General features: G+C 61.5%; 14 protein-coding genes. 9 read left to right on the top strand and 5 right to left on the bottom strand.

All coding sequences use genetic code 11. The annotated features are described in order from the left end of the window. Nucleotides 1-24 precede the first annotated feature (24 nt). Complete coding sequence (locus DKK67_RS11930; RefSeq protein ID WP_111496548.1) at nucleotides 25-2,025, bottom strand: tetratricopeptide repeat protein; 2,001 nt, start codon at nucleotides 2,023-2,025, stop codon at nucleotides 25-27. Nucleotides 2,026-2,246: 221 nt separating this feature from the next. After that, on the bottom strand, nucleotides 2,247-3,758 hold the full coding sequence (locus DKK67_RS11925; protein WP_111496547.1) for a flagellin N-terminal helical domain-containing protein: 1,512 nt from the start codon (nucleotides 3,756-3,758) through the stop codon (nucleotides 2,247-2,249). Nucleotides 3,759-4,297: 539 nt separating this feature from the next. On the opposite strand from DKK67_RS11925, the gene DKK67_RS11920 reads away from it, so the two are divergent. The 5 genes from DKK67_RS11920 (at nucleotide 4,298) to DKK67_RS11900 (ending at nucleotide 9,787) form a co-directional block, all read left to right on the top strand. Continuing rightward, nucleotides 4,298-5,737 (top strand): flagellin N-terminal helical domain-containing protein, encoded by a 1,440-nt coding sequence (locus DKK67_RS11920; protein ID WP_111496546.1) that lies wholly within the window; start codon nucleotides 4,298-4,300, stop codon nucleotides 5,735-5,737. Between the two features lie 72 nt (nucleotides 5,738-5,809). Beyond that, nucleotides 5,810-6,241 carry a flagellar protein FlaG gene (locus DKK67_RS11915; RefSeq protein ID WP_111496545.1) on the top strand — a complete coding sequence of 144 codons (432 nt, stop codon included), beginning with the start codon at nucleotides 5,810-5,812 and terminating at the stop codon, nucleotides 6,239-6,241. Between the two features lie 279 nt (nucleotides 6,242-6,520). Next, on the top strand, nucleotides 6,521-8,500 hold the full coding sequence (gene fliD, locus DKK67_RS11910; protein ID WP_111496544.1) for a flagellar filament capping protein FliD: 1,980 nt from the start codon (nucleotides 6,521-6,523) through the stop codon (nucleotides 8,498-8,500). A gap of 36 nt (nucleotides 8,501-8,536) precedes the next feature. Further along, nucleotides 8,537-8,944, top strand: a complete 408-nt coding sequence (gene fliS, locus DKK67_RS11905) for a flagellar export chaperone FliS (RefSeq protein WP_111496543.1) — start codon at nucleotides 8,537-8,539, stop codon at nucleotides 8,942-8,944. 81 nt (nucleotides 8,945-9,025) lie between these two features. Beyond that, the gene (locus DKK67_RS11900; RefSeq protein ID WP_162628825.1) at nucleotides 9,026-9,787 is read left to right on the top strand and encodes a substrate-binding periplasmic protein; all 762 of its coding nucleotides are present in this window, start codon (nucleotides 9,026-9,028) and stop codon (nucleotides 9,785-9,787) included. Here DKK67_RS11900 and DKK67_RS11895 read toward each other — a convergent pair. Next, a complete protein-coding gene (locus DKK67_RS11895) occupies nucleotides 9,777-10,706 on the bottom strand; it encodes a histone deacetylase family protein (protein WP_111496541.1) in 930 nt (309 codons plus the stop codon). The two genes, DKK67_RS11900 and DKK67_RS11895, sit on opposite strands and share 11 nt — an antisense overlap. Before the next feature lie 222 nt (nucleotides 10,707-10,928). Between DKK67_RS11895 and DKK67_RS11890 the strand changes: the two genes are divergently transcribed. Next, complete coding sequence (locus DKK67_RS11890) at nucleotides 10,929-13,664, top strand: bifunctional acetate--CoA ligase family protein/GNAT family N-acetyltransferase (protein ID WP_111496540.1); 2,736 nt, start codon at nucleotides 10,929-10,931, stop codon at nucleotides 13,662-13,664. 118 nt (nucleotides 13,665-13,782) lie between these two features. Here the strand turns inward: DKK67_RS11890 and DKK67_RS11885 are convergent, their stop codons facing one another. Together DKK67_RS11885 and rdgC are read right to left on the bottom strand one after the other, a co-directional pair. Further along, entirely contained in the window at nucleotides 13,783-14,217 is a 435-nt protein-coding gene (locus DKK67_RS11885) for an REP-associated tyrosine transposase (RefSeq protein WP_111496539.1), read from the bottom strand. Between the two features lie 139 nt (nucleotides 14,218-14,356). Then, a complete protein-coding gene (gene rdgC, locus DKK67_RS11880) occupies nucleotides 14,357-15,292 on the bottom strand; it encodes a recombination-associated protein RdgC (protein WP_111496538.1) in 936 nt (311 codons plus the stop codon). A 347-nt stretch (nucleotides 15,293-15,639) separates the two neighbouring features. Here rdgC and DKK67_RS11875 point away from each other — a divergent pair, with 347 nt between their 5' ends. The 3 genes from DKK67_RS11875 (at nucleotide 15,640) to DKK67_RS11865 (ending at nucleotide 17,119) form a co-directional block, all read left to right on the top strand. Beyond that, nucleotides 15,640-15,987 (top strand): hypothetical protein, encoded by a 348-nt coding sequence (locus DKK67_RS11875; RefSeq protein ID WP_111496537.1) that lies wholly within the window; start codon nucleotides 15,640-15,642, stop codon nucleotides 15,985-15,987. A gap of 68 nt (nucleotides 15,988-16,055) precedes the next feature. Continuing rightward, complete coding sequence (locus tag DKK67_RS11870; protein WP_111496536.1) at nucleotides 16,056-16,496, top strand: copper chaperone PCu(A)C; 441 nt, start codon at nucleotides 16,056-16,058, stop codon at nucleotides 16,494-16,496. Between the two features lie 38 nt (nucleotides 16,497-16,534). After that, nucleotides 16,535-17,119 carry an SCO family protein gene (locus DKK67_RS11865; protein WP_111496535.1) on the top strand — a complete coding sequence of 195 codons (585 nt, stop codon included), beginning with the start codon at nucleotides 16,535-16,537 and terminating at the stop codon, nucleotides 17,117-17,119. Nucleotides 17,120-17,287 lie beyond the last annotated feature (168 nt).

Genomic DNA, 17,287 nt, shown 5'->3' with positions numbered 1-17,287 from the left:
AAAGGGCCGCCGTTCCGAGAGGTCTTAACGACGACGCATGAAATAGAGGCCCAGAGGCTGGCCCCAGACGCTCTGCACATCGCTGCCGCTGGCCTCGGCGCGCAGTTGCCGCTGTACCGGTGACAGGGCCAGGCCGTGACCGTCGCTGTCCTGGGCACGGACCAGCTTCCAGTCCACCTCGTTGCACATCAGTGCCAGCAGCGAGCGAAGCTGGTGCGGATCCTGCGGCCGGAACCAGCGGTTGTGGCAGCCGCCCAGACCGTAGAAATCCTCTTCTTCGAGCAGCGCCGCCAGGGCCGGGTCCTGGGCGTTCTCTGTAATCAGATTACGCAGTTGACGCAGGGAATCGTTGGTTTCCGGTAGTTGGTGCCGGGCAATCAGCTGGCGGATCTGGGCGTCGGCGGTGGAATCGCCGGCCATGCTGGTCCGCAGGTGCACGATGCTGCCTTGCTGGCACGCCTGGTTGACCACTCCGGCGAGCGACACGTGGCTGGCGTGGGTAGAGGGCGGTCGGCCCAGCTCGATCCAGTCGACCCGGTTGCCGTCGGCAATGAACCGGCTCGCCAGAGACCATGGCCAGAACACGATCTGTTCGAGGCCCATATCCTGGGCCGTGCGACTGGCGCGGGCAATGTTGGACAGGTTCTCGTCCACGGCGATGATTTCCACATCGCTCAGGCTGCGCGCCAGCTCCAGGGCTCGCTGGCCGGAATCCGCACCGCATACCATCAGACGCAGGGTGTCCGGCAGGTTGTCGGTATCCAGGCGCAGGCGCGAGCGCATGATGGCCTTGAGGCTGGTTTGGGGATGTTGACTCAACGTCTGCCAGTGCGGCCAGGCCTGGGGCACATCTTCTGGCGCCAGCGCCAGCTCATCCTGCTTTTCCTCAAAACCCTGTTTGATGGCTTCCTCGGTGGCGCGGTGATAGTAGCTGGCTGCCAACAGCGGTTGCAGGCCTGTCGGCCACTCGGTCAGTCCCCAGCGGCCCAGTTGCGTTGCGAACGGCTGGTGGAACAGGGCGCCATAAAGAGCGCTGATCATCAGGGAACCGGCAATGGCCTCCATGCTTTCGCCCAACGCGAATTGCGCGCAGACGCTGCTGTTGATGGCGTCGATCACCCGAGCCTCGTTGTCGCCGGCGGGCAGGGCGTAGCCGGTGCGGTCCGCGTAGAGGGCAATGCCGATGGCCAGCCGGTGCAGCCCGTCCCGCAGGGTGGCGGTGGTCGCCACTTCGCTCAGGATGGCGTTACGCAGCAGCGTCACGAAGGATTCCACGGCCGGGTCCGGCATCAGGGTCTTTTCCAGGGCCAGCAGCAGGAGCTCGTCGTCAGCCGCGGCTTCAAGCAGCACCCGGGCATCGGGGTTGTCCAGGTCGTACTGGTGGCGCAGGATCGCCGCCACGAAGCGTCCCAGGTCCTGGTGCGGAATGTCGTCGCGCGAGAGCAGGGTGATGGCGTCGTAGGCCAGTTCCTGGTCCGCCTGATCAACGCTGAGCTGGGCGGCACAGGCCACCATGCCGCTGTAGATCGACGGCCATTCCAGGTTGAGCTGCAGCAGTTTGCGGTAGTGCAGGTAGGCGACATCGAACTGACCGAGTTGGCGCTTGGCGTGGGCCATACCGCAGAAAGCCGAGGCCGACTGGCGATCCCGGTTCAGCGCTTCCTGGAAATACTGCTCGGCCAGGGCCGGGCGTTCCGAGGCCAGCGCCCAGTAACCCAGGTTGGTGTATTGCTGGGGCTGATCCGGGTCGATGGACAGGCTGCGCTCAAACAGCGCCTGGGCGGTGTCCAGGTTGCCGTCGTCCATTTCCAGACGGCCCAGCAGTCCCCAGGCTGCCGCGTTGTCGTGGGTCCGCTCCATTACCTGAGCCAGATAGTGGCGGCTGTCCTCACGAGCTTCCAGCCGGGCCGCATAGCTGTTGCCGGGATCGTTCGACTGGTTGTAGGTCGAATTGGCGGCGAGCAACAGGCGCGCAATCGCGACTCTATCGTTCTGACCAACTTGCGGGTGGTGCTGTGCGTGCATGGATCACCTCGTCTGTTCCTTGCCGCCGGCAGGGTGGCACCGGCAATAATCTGCAGCTTTGGGCCGGGAATGGGCCTTTGGGAGAGGTAGAGCGAAAGGCGTGCCAGTTTTACGACATGGTCGGTGTCGGCAGGCGGAACGTGCGGATTTTCAAAGTTGGTGCAAAAGACGGGCGTAAAAAAGGCCGGCAAGTTGCCGGCCTTTTCGGGTTCCGCTGAGGCTTAGCCCTGCAGCAGCTGCAAGACCTGCTGCGGCTGGGCGTTGGCCTGGGACAGGACCGAAAGACCCGCCTGTTGCAGCACCTGGGTCCGCGCCAGTTCCGCGGTTTCCGCCGCGAAATCCGCATCGCGAATACGGGAGCGGGCGGCTGACAGGTTCTCGGACGTGGTGCTCAGGTTGGAGATGGTGGAATCCAGCCGGTTCTGGGCGGCACCCAGGTCGGCGCGGATGCCACTGATTTTCTCCAGGGCGGCGTCGATCACGGCAATGGCGCTGTTGGCGCCTTCCACGGTGCTGATGTCGATGCTGGAGACATCCTCTGTGGTGGAACCGACGGCGGTGCCACCGGCCTCATCCAAAATGCTGCCGGCGGTGTCGTCAATACTGGATGATACGGCAAAGCTCGAAGACGAGTCGAAAGTGATTTCGCCTGAAGCACGCGCGCTATCGGCGGTGTCGTCTGACCCATCAAGAGTGATGGCGTCTCCGTCCACTTCAGCGCCACCGCGGAAGCTGGCGGTAGGTGTTGTGGCGTTGGATGTGAAATCCTCAACCAGGATGTCTTTACCTTCCGCTTGCACAAGCGTCAGTCGGCCATCCTCCACTTCAGCGGTAATACCTGTGGTACCTGACGCGGAGTTGATCTCGCGCGCCAAGGGACGCAGATCGTCGACGTCGTCAATCTGGGCGGAGATCGTCGATTTTTCGCCTCCACTCGATATCGTCATGGAAACAGTGCCTGTACCGCCAAGGCCGAATAAGTCAGCCGTGGTTCGGGCTTGTGCTTCGACCCCCGTGGCATCCACCTGTTGGTTGATCGCCGCAGCGATGTCTTCGGCGGTATCGCCGCTCTCAACATCCACAGTGGCCTCACCCAGTGAGCTGGAGACGGTCAGCGTCTGAGCAGCAATGGTGTTTGCCGCTGACGCATCGCCAGCCGCTGCGGCGTAAACAGATCCACTGCCTTGTCCGGCAGTGGTGTTTGAGGCGCTCACACTGTTGTTGGCCAGATCCGTGGTTCGTGCGCCTTGAATAGAGACGGCAATGGTCTGGTTCTCGTTGGCGCCGGCCTGGAACTGCTGGGCCTGGAAAGAGCCGTCGAGCAGCTTGAGGCCGTTGAATTCGGTGGTGGTAGCCACCCGCTCCAGCTCCTGCTTGAGCTGGTTGACCTCGGATTGCAGGGCCCGGCGGTCGGAGGCGGAGTTGGTGGCGTTGGCGGACTGGACCGACAGTTCGCGAATCCGTTGCAGGATATCGCCGGATTGTCCCAGCGCGCCTTCGGCAGTCTGTGCCAGGGAGATGCCGTCGTTGGCGTTCCGAATCGCCTGGTTCAGACCATCGATCTGGGAGGTGAATCGCTCCGAGATGGCCAGGCCGGCGGCGTCGTCTTTGGCCGAGTTGATGCGCAGGCCGGAGGACAGACGCTGCATCGCGGTGTCCGAGTCCCGTTGGGTCGTGTTCAGGTTGCGCTGCGCATTCAGCGACGCAAGGTTCGTATTAATGATCTGAGGCATGCTGTTTCTCCTTGCCAGGAAAAGCCGGAACCCAAGTGCCCGATCAAAAGGACGCCCTACCGGCAAACGTTCGTTAAAATGCAAGCGTTGCCGTGCCAGAAGCGAAGTGTGTGCCAGTTTCTTGTTTTTATTTATAAGTCACTGATAATGATTGTAAAAAATAATTTGTCGCGAGACGGGTCGGCTTGCGGGCGCCGATATTTTGACTGACCGGCAGGAAGGGAATTGCCGCTTTTTCAACCGAGTGTGGGGAAGTCACGAGCGGCAGACGCACTCGATGGGATGGCCGGGTCTTGCACCCGCTTTAGGCGTTGAGGCGATATGAGGAAGGATTTTTTATCGACCTATCTTTATGAAAAGTAAAATAAAACTGAAAGCGTGATAGTGATTTACATTAGTTAACAAGAAAATCCGAAATTCTTTCTAAAGGATTCTTAACCCTCGCCGCTAAGCATTACAGCAGGGCGGCGCACCCAACTGATGAAAACGGGCGCCAGACCTCTTTCCAGTCAAAACTGACGGTTTCAAGGAGAAGCATCATGGCTCTCGGTATCAACACTAACGTTGCGTCCTTAAGCGCTCAGAACAACCTGAACAAGTCCCAGTCTCTCTCGGACCAGGCTCTTGAGCGTCTGTCCTCCGGTCTGCGCATCAACTCGGCTAAAGACGATGCGGCTGGTCTGGCGATTTCCTCTCGTTTCGATTCACAGATCCGCGGCCTGAACGTTGCCCAGCGCAACGCCAACGACGGTATCTCCCTGGCACAGACCGCTGAAGGCGCGCTGGGGCAGGCCGGTGACCTGCTGCAGCGGATTCGTGAGCTGTCGGTCCAGTCGGCCAACGACACCAATTCCTCTTCTGACCGGAAGTCGCTGCAGGCCGAAGTAAGCCAGTTGCAGGCGGAACTGAACCGCGTCGCCGACACCACCAACTTCAACGGCCAGACCCTGTTGAACGGCGACTTTACTAACGCCCAGTTCCAGGTCGGCGCCAATGCCAACCAGACTATCAATGTCACCATGGGCAGCGCGCGTGGAACGGATATTGGCAACTATACCTTTGGTGCAAGCGGTACCGCGCTTGGTCAAGCGGCTGCATCTAACGCTGTTGCCGGAAGTGAGGCGATAGAGGTTTCTGGTAATGGTGCCAGCGGCACCTACACGACAGTGGCCGGAGATTCAGCGCAGGACATTGCTGCGGGTATTAACGCTTTCAGTGCCGATACTGGTGTAACAGCGAGTGCAAGAACTGAGGCAACTCTGAGCGGTATTGCTGACGGTACAGTTAGCTTTGATTTGGCCGGTGAGAACGATGGAACTGGGGAAGAGGTCTCGATTTCCGCGACCGTTACTGGCGGCGACTATTCCTCACTTGCAGATGCGATCAATGATAACTCCGCGGTAACCGGTATTACGGCTCAGGTTGTTACGGAATCCGGTACTGAGCAACTGAAGCTGACTAGCGAGAGTGGTGCTGACATCAGTATCTCGAGCTACGCAAACACCGGAACGGCCGCAGCCACCATGGCTGGTAGTGAAGGTGGTAGTGTCGATTTCAGCTCTGCGACCGCAGGTACTGTGACGGGCACTGTTGACCTTTCCTCTAGTAGCGCCTTCAGTGTTTCTGGCGGAACAACAGCAATCGCTGACGGGGGTGGTACGTTGAGCTCCGTAGCTGAGATTGACATCACGACCACTGATGGCGCGAACGCCGCTATCGAAACGATCGATGCCGCGCTGTCCTCGATTAACAGCCAGCGTGCGGACCTGGGTGCGATCCAGAACCGCTTCGAGTCCACCATCGAAGCGATCGCGACCACCTCTGAGAACCTGTCCGCTGCCCAGGGCCGGATCCTGGACGCCGACTTCGCATCCGAAACCGCGAAGCTGTCCAAGTCCCAGGTTCTGCAGCAGGCCGGTATCTCGGTCCTGGCTCAGGCCAATGCCCGTCCGCAGCAGGTTCTGTCCCTCCTGCAGTAACAGGGATAGCACGGTAAAAGCCGGCCCTTTCGGGGGCCGGCTTTCCGCCGTATCAGGATAGTGGGGTGAGCTATGACTGACGTAAACCTGAATGGCCCGGATTTGAAGCTGGTTCGCTCCAGTGATCAGCCTCCGGCTCGGGCGTCTGCGTCACCTCAGGCTGAAGGAAACACGCCTTCCGCTCGAGCCCAGGCGGCTTCCGATTCCAGGGTGGTGGCACTGCGACAGGCTTCTGACCAGTCCCGTGTGCAGCGTCTTGAGAATCAGCAGGAAGCCCAGAAAGAATCTCTGGATAAGGCGGTCTCCCAACTCAACGACTTCGTGCAGACGGTTCAGCGCGACCTCCAGTTTGAGGTCGACAACGACTCCGGCAAGACAATCGTGAGGGTGGTGGACCAGCAGACCGATGAGGTCATTCGGCAGATTCCGGACGACGTGGCTTTGAGGTTGGCCGAAAACTTGCAGCAGGACGAACCGCTGACGCTATTCAATATCGAAGTGTAGGGTCTTGCCGGTGTCATGCCGGGCCCAAATAGCGGTATTTCAGCACCGCCGGCTCCTATGGGGTCGGCGGTGTTTTGCATCCAGGGACCTGAAATGGCAGTGCTTTTCTGGAGGCTTCAATGGCTGGCGCGGTTGCGGCGGAGTGTCGTAAGCGTACTGTGAGATCTCGCAGTCTGGATACATATTGTTACAAAGCGATCGGGGCAAAGGGCAAAGTTTTGCCGCTTTTGGCCGATAAGCGTACAAAGGGATAGGTTGCCTTCTTGAGGGGCTGAAACTATGGCAGGCATTTCATCACTGGGTATCGGTTCCGGGGTCCTGAATTCGGATCTCGTCGATCAGCTGGTGGCTGCGGAGAAAGAGCCGGTCACCAACCGGCTGGACAGCAAACAGCAAAAGGCGGAGACGCTGATCTCAGCCTACGGCACGCTGCGCAGCGCGATTACGGAATTGCGCCTGCCAATGCGTCAGCTGAGTGCAGCCGACAATCTCAAATCCTTCTCCGCCTCCTCCTCCAACGAGGATGTGGCAGTCACCGTCGACAGCACCGAAGCCAGCCGCGGCAGCTACACCGTGCAGGTGGACAGCCTGGCCCAGGCCCAGTCTCTCGCGTCCGGCACCTTCGAGGATCGTGACGCCACCCCGGTCGGCACCGGTACCCTCAGCATCAGCGTCGGCGGTGAAACCAAGCTGATCGATATCGACAGCTCCAACAACACGCTGCAGGGCATTGCCGACGAGATCAACGATTCCGGCCTGGCCGTGTCCGCCGGCGTGATCGACACCGGCGACGGTTATCGTCTGGTCATGTCCTCGGACGAAACCGGTACCGACAACGCCATTCGCATCGGCGTTAATGACAGCGACGGCAACAACACCGACGCCGCCGGCCTGTCCCAGTTCGTCTTCAACGGCACCGCCCAGAACCTGACCGAGACGGTTGAGGCCAAGGACGCAGTGGTCCAGGTCAACGGGATCAGCATCACCCGTTCCAGCAATACCATCGACAACGTCATCGACGGGCTGACCTTCGAGGTGAAGGCTGAGGGTGTCACGTCCACGGTCAAGGTCGAGCAGGACACCGGCGCGGTGACGGATCGTGTGGCGAGTTTTGTTGAAAAATTCAACGCGCTGCAGGACACCATTTCCGGTCTGGCGGGTTATAACTCCGAGACGCAGACGGCCGGCGTTCTGTCCGGCGATTCCACGGTGCGCGGTATCCAGAACGGGTTGCGTAACATGCTGACCCGCATCGTGCCGGGGCTGGAAGATTCTGCGGTGCGCACCCTGGCGGACGTGGGCATCACCACTGACTACGAGACCGGTAAGCTTGAGTTCGACCAGGAGAAGTTCGTTGAGCAGCTTGAGGCGAACCCGGACGACGTCACAGCCCTGTTTGCCGAGCAGGGGCGGACCAGCGATGCCCAGGTGGAGTTCGTCAGCAGCGGTATCAATACCGAGCCGGGTGAGTACAGCATCAACATCACCCAGGCGGCGACCCAGGGCTCGCTGACCGGCACCAACGTGGGCGCAGGATCAGTCACCATCGACGGCGACAATGACAACCTGACGTTCAAGGTGGATGGCGAAACCTCCGTCAGCATTACCCTGGATGCGGGCACCTACACCCGTGAGGAACTGGCCGCCCAGATCCAGGAGCAGCTCAACACCAATACGGCGCTGAGCAGCTCCGGCAAGTCCGTGCAGGTGGATTTCGACAGCACCAGCGGTGCCCTGTCGTTCAAGTCCGGCGCGTTCGGTAGCGAATCCAACGTCAGCATCGCATCTGTAGACACCAATTCCGCGGCGGACCTGGGGCTGAGCGTGGCCACCGGTACGGTGGGCAAGGACGTGGCGGGCACCATTAACGGCCAGCGTGCGACCGGGGAAGGTCAAATCCTGTTCGTGGAAGGCTCTGTCGGCGCCGCCGGCATGCAGGTTCGCATCACCGGGGACCAGACCGGTCCCCGCGGCACCGTGTCCTTCATCGAGGGGATCGGTGAGCAGACGGTCAATATGGTCACCGATATCCTGGGCTCCGATGGCACCCTGGAGAACCGGACCGACAACCTTCAGGACGACCTGGCCGAGATCGAGGAAGAGCGTCTCGAACTGGAAGATCGCATGACCCGATACCGGGAGCGGCTGGTCAGTCAGTTCACGGCGGCCGATTCGCTGATTGCGCAGCTCAATAACACCCAGGAATACATCAGCCAGCAACTGGCCGCGCTGGCACCCAACAACAGCAATGACAGCTAATCATCGCTGGCTTGCAGGAGAAGTGAGAGGTTCATCATGAACGGTTTACAGGCTTATCAGCGCGTCAACACCCAGACCAGCATCACCGATGCGGATCCGCACAAGCTGATCCAGCTTCTGTACAACGGTGCCCTGGAGCGGATCAACATGGCCAAAGCGCGCATGCAGGCCAATGACATCGCTGGCAAAGGGCAGTTGATCAGCAAGGCGATCGAGATCATCGGCGGCCTGCGCGGCTTCCTGAATTTCGAGCAGGGCGGCGAACTGGCCGAGCGGCTGGAATCGCTCTATGAGTATATGGAGCGCACCCTGTTCGAAGCCAACCGGCACAACGACGTGGCCAAGCTGGACGAAGTGTCCAGCCTGCTGCGCCAGATCAAGGACGGCTGGGACGGCATTCGCGAGGAGGTTATGACCTCCTCGGGTCAGCAGGCGGCGGTCTGACGTCTGCGGTCCGGTAAAAGCGGCAAGGTGGGTCAGACCGTGCTAGATTGGCAGCTTCGATGATTGCCTGAGAGCACGAGTTTGAACCTGACCGCCTTGCTGCGATTGGCTGCCCTGGCTCTCGTGCTGGGGAGCGCATCGGTCTACGCGACCGATGCCGATGAGCCCGCCATCTTTGCCATCCCCGAAGTCTGGCCCTGGGGTTACGCCGGCCGCTACGGCTCCCCCGAGGGCTCCCTGGTCGACCTGGCCCACCAACTGGTCACCCGGGCCGACCTTCCCGTCAAGTACGAACTGCGTCCCCACCGCCGGGCCATCACCGAGCTGTTGCGCGGCGAGGTGGATTTCGTGGTGCTTTTTGAAAGTCCCCGGCTGGCGGACGAGGCTATTGATCTCGGGCCGGTTGTCACGACGCGCGCGATCATGACAGGCCTGAGATCATCGGACGTCGTGTTGACCCTGGAAGGGTTGCGGGGCAAACCCGTCGCCTTCGTTCACGGAACCTATTACGGCGAGGCGTTCGCCCGGGCACAGGGCATCCACAAGTTTGCCGTGCGGGATATCTTTCAGGCGCTGGAGATGCTCAAGCTGGGGCGTGTCAGTGCCATTCTGTGCAGTGACCAGGCGATCTATCACACCCTGGCGTCTCTCGATCTGTCACCGGAGGATTTCCGCATGCGCAACTTTCGGGCCGGGCAGGAGGGGCATCTGTATATGTCCCGTCGAGCTCTACACCCCGAACTGGAAGACGAGATGAGGGCGGCCCTGGAAAGTCTGCGTCAGGACGGCACTCTGGACAGTATCTTCGCGTTACCCGGCAACACCTCGCCGCTCAATCCTTGATGGCGGTTAGCCCCTCAAGATGCGCCGTAACACCCTCGGACAGCGCTTTCAGGTGATAGCCACCCTCCAGTGTCGACACCACCCGGTTGTCGGCTGAATCGGCGGCCACGCTGGTGATCAGGTCTGTCAGCCAGCGGTAGTCGTCCACTTGCAGTTGCAGCTCCGCCATGGGGTCCGCGGCATGGGCGTCGAACCCGGCGGACACCAGCACCATCTGTGGCTTGAAGTCCTGCAGTTTCTGCAGCCACGCGTCCTCCACCAGCCGACGATAATCGGAGCCGGTGGTGCCGGCGGAAACCGGCGTGTTCACGATGTTTTCCGCGCAGCGATAGACGTGGGAATGCGGGTAGAACGGATGCTGGAAGCTGGAGCACATCAGCACCCGCTCGTCGCCCTGCACGATGTCCACTGTGCCGTTTCCCTGGTGCACGTCGAAATCGACGATGGCGACCCGTTCCAGCCCATGGAAGTTCAGGGCATGACGCGCCGCCAGTGCAATGTTGTTGTAGAAGCAGAAGCCCATGGAACGTCCGCGCTCGGCGTGATGGCCCGGCGGGCGGGCGGCGATGAACGCGTTGGTGGCCTGGCCGGAGACCACCATGTCGACTGCCTGCACGTTGGCCCCGGCGGCCAGTCGGGCGGCGCGCAGGGTGTGGGGCATCATCGCGGTGTCGGGATCGGTGAACACACGGCCGCGGGTCGGCTGCATCATGTCCAGCTGGCGCAGGTAGGTGTCGGGATGCACCTGCAGCAGTTGGTCACGGGTGACTTCTTCCGGGCGCACCCAATCCAGTGCCTGGTCCAGGCCGTTGTCGGCCAGATAGCTGATCAGGTTCGTCAGGCGGTCCGGCGACTCGGGGTGCTCCGGCCCCATGTCGTGTTTGAGGAAATCCTCATGATAGAAGAACGCTGTTGTCATTATTGATCCCGTGGTGCTGTATCACTGGAGTGCGTCTTTTATAGCCATATTAACAGGGATGCCCCGGGGCCGCTTTTTTTCTTTGCTGGATTTTTGTAGGCGGGCCAGTGGGTTCCGGGGCGGCACGCCGGGCCGGAATTTGCCTTGGAAACGCAAAAGTTTCGTTTTCAACCGGCCGTCGACCGCCTACCATGAGAGCAGGCCAAAGGGGGAGAAGAAACCGTGGGTACGCGTTATCTGGAAAGCCTGTTCAATCCGGATTCCATCGTCATCGCCGGGGCGTCGGAGCGCACCGACAGCCTGGGCGGTATGGTTCTGCGCAACCTGATGGGCGGCGGGTTTCCCGGCAAGCTGCTGGTGATCAACCGCAACGAGTACCAGACCGTCCACGGTGTGCCCTGTGTGCCCAAGGTCGCCAAGATGCCCTTCAAGCCGGATCTGGCGATTGTCTGTACGCCGCCGGACACCGTGCCGCGTATGGTGCGCCAACTGGGTGAGGCGGGCGTGCGCACCGCCATCGTCATGACCGGCGGCATGTCCCGGGCCCACAGCAAGACCGGCCAGCCACTGATGTACTCGGTACGCGACGCCGCCCGCGAGGCCGGCATCCGGGTGCTGGGACCGAACACCATCGGTCTGATGGTGCCGTTCCGCTCCCTCAACGCCACCTACGCCCACATGGGCGCCATTCCCGGCAAGGTGGCGTTCGTCGGTCAGTCCGGCACCGTGGCCAGCAGCATCATCGACTGGGCCTTTGCCCGGGGCGTGGGCTTCTCACATTTCCTGACCCTCGGCGACGGCATGGACATCGGTCACGATGACCTCATCGACTACCTCGCCCAGGACACCCGCTGCCGCGCGATCCTGTTGCACATCGAAAATATTCCCAACCCGCGCCGCTTCATGTCGGCGGTGCGGGTGGCCTCCCGCACCAAGCCGGTGATTGCGGTCAAGAGCGGCCGGGTGCCGGAATCCGAGTGGATGCCGGCGGAGCGACCGATCGGTGTCACCCGCACCGATCCGATCTATAACGCCGTGTTGCGCCGGGCCGGTGTGTTGCGGGTGGATGGCCTGAGCCAGATGTTCGACGCCCTGGAATCGCTGACCCGTATGCGTCCGGTGCGGCGCGAGGAACTGGTGATCATGGCCAATGGCGTTGGCCCCGGCGTGCTGGCGGTGGACCGCCTGGCGGCGCTGGATGGCGAACTGGCCAGCCTCTCCAACGACACCATCGACGCCCTGGCCAATCATCTGCCGTCCTACTGGACCCGCAAGAACCCGATTGACCTGAACTACGACGCCTCGCCTGAACTGTACGCCGAGGCCATCCGCATCCTGGCCAAGGATTCCAACGTCTCCAATGTGCTGGTGATGTACGCGCCCAGCCTCACCGAAGACAGCCTGCAGATCGCAGACGCCGTGGTACAGGCCGCCAAGGGCACGCGGCTCAATATCTTCACCTGCTGGCTGGGACAGGCCACCGTGCTGGATGCCCGCGACGAGTTCTATCGTGCCGGCATCCCCTCCTTCTTCTCGCCGGAGAAGGCGGTCAAGGCCTTCATGCAGCACGTCCATCACCAGCGCGTGCAGAGGCTGCTGCGGGAGACCCCCGAGTCCTTCACCGACCACTACGCCGACCGGGCCCTGGCGCGCAAGATCGTCATGAAGGCGCACCGCTCCGGGCGCAACCACCTGTCCAACAGCGAGGCGAGGGCGGTCATTGCCGATTACGGCATCCGCACCGTCGACACGGTGTATTGCGACGATGTGGACGGCGTGGTGGAGAGCTTCCAGGTGGAGCGTCGCCCCATCGACGTCACCCTGATCCACGAGCGCGGCTGCCACCCGTTCCTGGAGGAGCAGACCGGCCGCGGCCGCTACAAGTCGACGATCCAGGGGCTCAACAGCGAATCCGCCATCATCGAATCCTGTAACGTCCTGATGGAAGAGTACCGCGCCCACTTCCCGCGCAGCGGCTTCCTCGGGTTTGCCGTCCAGCGCACCTATCAGCACCTGGGGGGCATCGCCTTCAGTACCGGCATCACCCGCGACGCCCTGTTCGGGCCTTTGGTGGTCTGTGGTGCCGCCGGCGCCAGCGTCAACGTCATGACCGACCGCCAGATCGCCCTGCCGCCGCTGAACATGGTCCTGGCCAAGGAGTTGCTGCGCCGCACCTACATGTACCGCCTGCTGCGGGAATACAGCCTGCAGCCGGAAGACGACATCCGTGCGATCTGCGAGACCCTGGTGACCCTGTCGCAGATCGTCATCGACATTCCCCAGATCAAGGGGCTGGAAATCCTGCCGCTTCTGTTCGATCGTGATGGTGCCGTCGCGGTGGACGTGGCCATCGATCTGGCCAGGGAACCGGGCCGGCCGATCATCCAGCCATACCCGCGCGAGCTCGAAGAGTGGGTGGTGCTGCCCAAGTCCGGCCGCAAGGTCATCGTCCGCCCGGTGCTGGCGGAGGACGAACCGGCGCACCTGGAATTCCACCAGCGCCAGTCGCCGGAAAGCATCCGCTATCGCTTCTTCCAGTACCGCAAGCATTTCTCCCACGAAGACGTGGCCCAGATGGTCCAGATCGACTACGACCGGGAAATGGTCTTTATCGCCAACGCCGAACGGGAAGACGGCAAGGGTGAGGAAACTCTCGGCACCGTGCGCGTCTGGACCGACGCCGACAACCTGCAGTGCGAATTCGCCGTGATGGTGCGCGACCACCTGAAAGGGGAAGGGCTGGGCTACATCCTCATGCGCAAGATGATCGACTATTGCCGCTCGCGGGGCACGGTGGAAATGATCGGCAACGTCCTGCCGGACAACCAGCCCATGCTCAACCTCGCCCGCAGCCTGGGCTTCCAGCTCACCTACAACATGGAAGAAGACGTCATGGACCTGCGCCTGCCGCTCAACGAGCCGGAGACGGATTGGCAGCGGGAGAAATTGAGGGGGTAGTAGGGCGCCTTTCTGGCGCCTCGGAAGCTAAAGCTCCCGCTACATTGCCTGGGAGAAGCCCCCAGAGTGTAGCCGAAATTTCAGTTTCGGAGCAGTCGCCAAGGCTGCCGAATGCACGTCAAAGATAAACCGAGTCCCAATGTGGATACTCCCGCACGGAGGCAACAAGACCCGCTCGCACGGGATTCAGAATGATATACCGGGCAATATCCTTTCGATCATCCGCTTTCCGCAATGTTCGCTCATGAAATCCCTTTTGCCACGGAATTCGGCGGCTGGCACATCGGGACACATCGATCTTGAAGTGAGCGACCGTATTGCCTAGCCCTTTAGGGTTCGACAGTGAAATCAGAGCATGCAGATGGTCCGGCATCACAACCCAGGCAAGAACGGATGCCTGAGCTTGGGCTTCCATTTTTCGGAAGGCATGGACAACAGCGCGGGCTAAATCAAAGTGCTGGAAGAGGGGCTGTCGATCCTGAAGGCAGATCGTGATGAGGTACTCTTGGCCGATCACCGATTGACGGTGCCGAACGGCTTCTTTGTACGACATGTGAATTCCATCCATGGAATCTGGGCGCCTGTTAGGCGCCTCGGAAGCTAAAGCTCCCGCTACATTGCCTGGCAGGTGCCCCAGAGTGTAGCCGAAACTTCAGTTTCGGAGCGGCCCCGCGGGCCGCCCCAGCGGCGACCTACGCCGCGTCTTCCTCGACAATCGCCGAACGGTCCTCGCCGCCCAGCGCTTCCAGCATCGCCGGGAACAGGCGCGCCAATTCCAGGGTCATCAGGCTGAAGGAGGCATCGAACTTGGCGACCGCATCGTCGGCGTCGATGTCGTCCAGCTTTTCCTGGAAGTCCTCGCCGAATTTCAGGCGGCGCAGAGTCAGTTCCTCGTCCAGCACGAAGGAGATGTTGTCCTCCCAGCTCAGTGACAGCTTGGTCACCTGCATGCCGGCGTTGAGGTGATTACGGATCTCGTCGCCCAGCAGGTCGAGGCCCTTGCAGCGCACCACGCCGCCTTCCTCTCCTGTGTCCTTCAGCTCGCACTCGTTACCGAGCTCGAACGCCGGCGCAAGATCCACGGTCTCGCTGAGCCAGCCGGAGAAGGTGAACGTCGGCGCCTGTTCCAGCGCGGGCGGACGCACCGGCAGGGAGCCGATGGCCTTACGCAGGGTGGTGGCGATCTCTTCCGCCTGCTTGTCGGAGCCGGCGTCCACCACCATGAAGCCGTCTTTGGGCGCCAGGTAGGCAAAGGTGCGCTTGGACTTGGTGAAGGCGCGGGGCAGCAGCTCCTGGGTCAACTGCTCCTTGATCTCGTCTTTCTCCTTGCGCGGTACTTTGCGCATCTGCTCGGCCTCGATCATCTCGACACGCTCTGTGACCGCCTCCTTGATCACAGCCGCCGGCAGCACGCGCTCTTCCTTGCGCAGGGCGATCAGGTGATAGCCGTTGGCGCTGTGCACCAGCTGCTGGCCATGACGCCCCAGCGGCGGAACCCAGCCCTGGCGGAAAGACTCCTGCGGACCGCAGGGTTTGAAAGCGTCCGCTTCCAACTGGCGTTCCAGCTCATCAAGAGCGACATCAAACGGCTTGGTGAACCGATAGATTCGGGCGTTACGAAACAGCATTCGGATGTTCCCTGAGTTACGTGGTTACTGAGCAGAGCGCCCGCCGGAGCCGGCACAGACCGGGCCGGATAAAGGCCAGAAACGACGGCGGACACTCTCGAAAACGGAGACCGGGCATTGAAGCAAATACCCGCGGGAAAAGACAGTGTCGGCAAAGACGGATGGTGGGGGAAGGGCGATATCGGTGTTCAGCGATCCTTCATCACTCCCACGAGTCCTGCGGCATCCCCGAACTTCCCACCGCGTGCCCACCTATTGCATAATCCGTGACCATCAAACGCCGCCAGGGCATCCACGGTGTCCGTGCGCTCGTAATGTCTCCACATACACCAAAGCGATTGATTGAGATGAAGAAACTGCCGCGTCCTTTCTATTTTGTCTTCGCCATTCCCCTGCTGGGCTGCGCGCTGTTGGGCGCGACGATTTTCGGGGGGCAGGCGTTGTCGGAGACCAAGGAAGGGTTCGAGATCCAGCGGGCCATTGCCAAGACCATGCCGTCGGCCAGCGCGAGTATGGTGGAGCTGGCCAACCTTGAGGAAGTGCGGGTCGGTTACGGCATCTGCGGGACTTATCGGGTGGCGGACAGTGATAAGGGCTTCAAGTCTTTCTTCTACGACACCGCCAAACATCAGATCGTGCTGGATGTTAATTCCCGCCAGTTTACCTCCAACTGCGGCCTGGCGGCCTTCTGTTAGAGATCGTCGGTGCCGATCGTCAGCACGCGCTCTCAGACCACAGCAACATTCGAGATAAGGATGACTCCATGCGTAACCTTGCCAACGCTTTGTTGATGGGCGCCACGGCGTTCGTGCTGTCCACCGGAATGGCCTTCGCCGGCGACGTTGAGGTGTCGGATGCGCGCGTGCGCCTGCTCCCCGGTGATATCCCTGGGGCGGGTTACTTCCACCTGCACAACGGCAGTGACGAGACCATCAAGCTGGTGGGGGCCCACAGCGATGCCTACGGCAAGGTGGAGATCCACCAGAGCATGGAAAAAGACGGCATGATGCACATGCACGCCGTGCCCGCGATCGAAATCAAGGCCGGTGAGAGCTTCGAGTTGGCGCCGTCCGGCTACCACCTGATGCTGATGCAGCGCTCGGTGCCGCTGGAACTGGGCGACGACGTGGAGGTCACACTGGAATTCGAAGGGCACGACCCTCTGCCGGTGACCTTCGACGTGGTATCGCCGGCGGATATGTGACGCCCGATACCCGAACAAGCTGATAATCTGGATACACGATGTTGAGACACCTTTTCCTGCTGCTGATCGCCGTGATGCTCGTTGGCTGCAAAGCCGATGACTGGCGCACGGCGGATATTTCCGACAAGCTGCCGTCGCTCGACTTTGAGCTGGTCGACGAGAATGGCCGGACGGTGACCGAGCAGGACTACGCCGGCAAGCCGGCCCTGGTCTTCTTTGGCTACACCCATTGCCCGGACGTCTGCCCGACCACACTGGCGCGGCTGATGCAGATCACCCGGCAGCTGGATGCGTCTGATCGGGAGGCGTTCCGGGTGCTGTTCGTGTCGGTGGACCCGAAGCGGGACACGCCGCAAACCCTGACCACCTACACCAACGCCTTCGGCCCGCAGTTCATCGGTCTGACCGGCGATAAAGAGCAGCTGGACGACGTGACCAATCGTTTCCGCGTTTCCTACAGCTACGGCGAGCCGGACGCGGACGGCAATTACGACGTCTCCCACGCCGCGGCCGTCATCGCGTTCGATGCCCGGGGCAACGCCCAGTTCCTGACCCGCGACAGCGATCCGGTCGAGGCCGTGAAGGCCGATCTGGAACACCTGATCGACGCCAGCCGGGGATAACGGCTCCGTCGCAGGCAGCCTTCATCTTGAGAGCGCTCCGCCCGCCGGCGGGGCGCTTTTTCGTGTCCGGTGAGCCGGCCCGGTACGCAGCAACGCGTACGGTTCGCTGCGCAATCGGTGCAGACGCCGCCCCCGCAAAACTGGATAATGGCGGTGGCTCGATCGTTG

Source organism: Marinobacter bohaiensis, from assembly GCF_003258515.1.
Lineage (GTDB): Bacteria > Pseudomonadota > Gammaproteobacteria > Pseudomonadales > Oleiphilaceae > Marinobacter_A > Marinobacter_A bohaiensis.
Note: the sequence above shows the minus strand (reverse complement) of the source record. Positions and strands in the feature narration are given on the sequence as shown.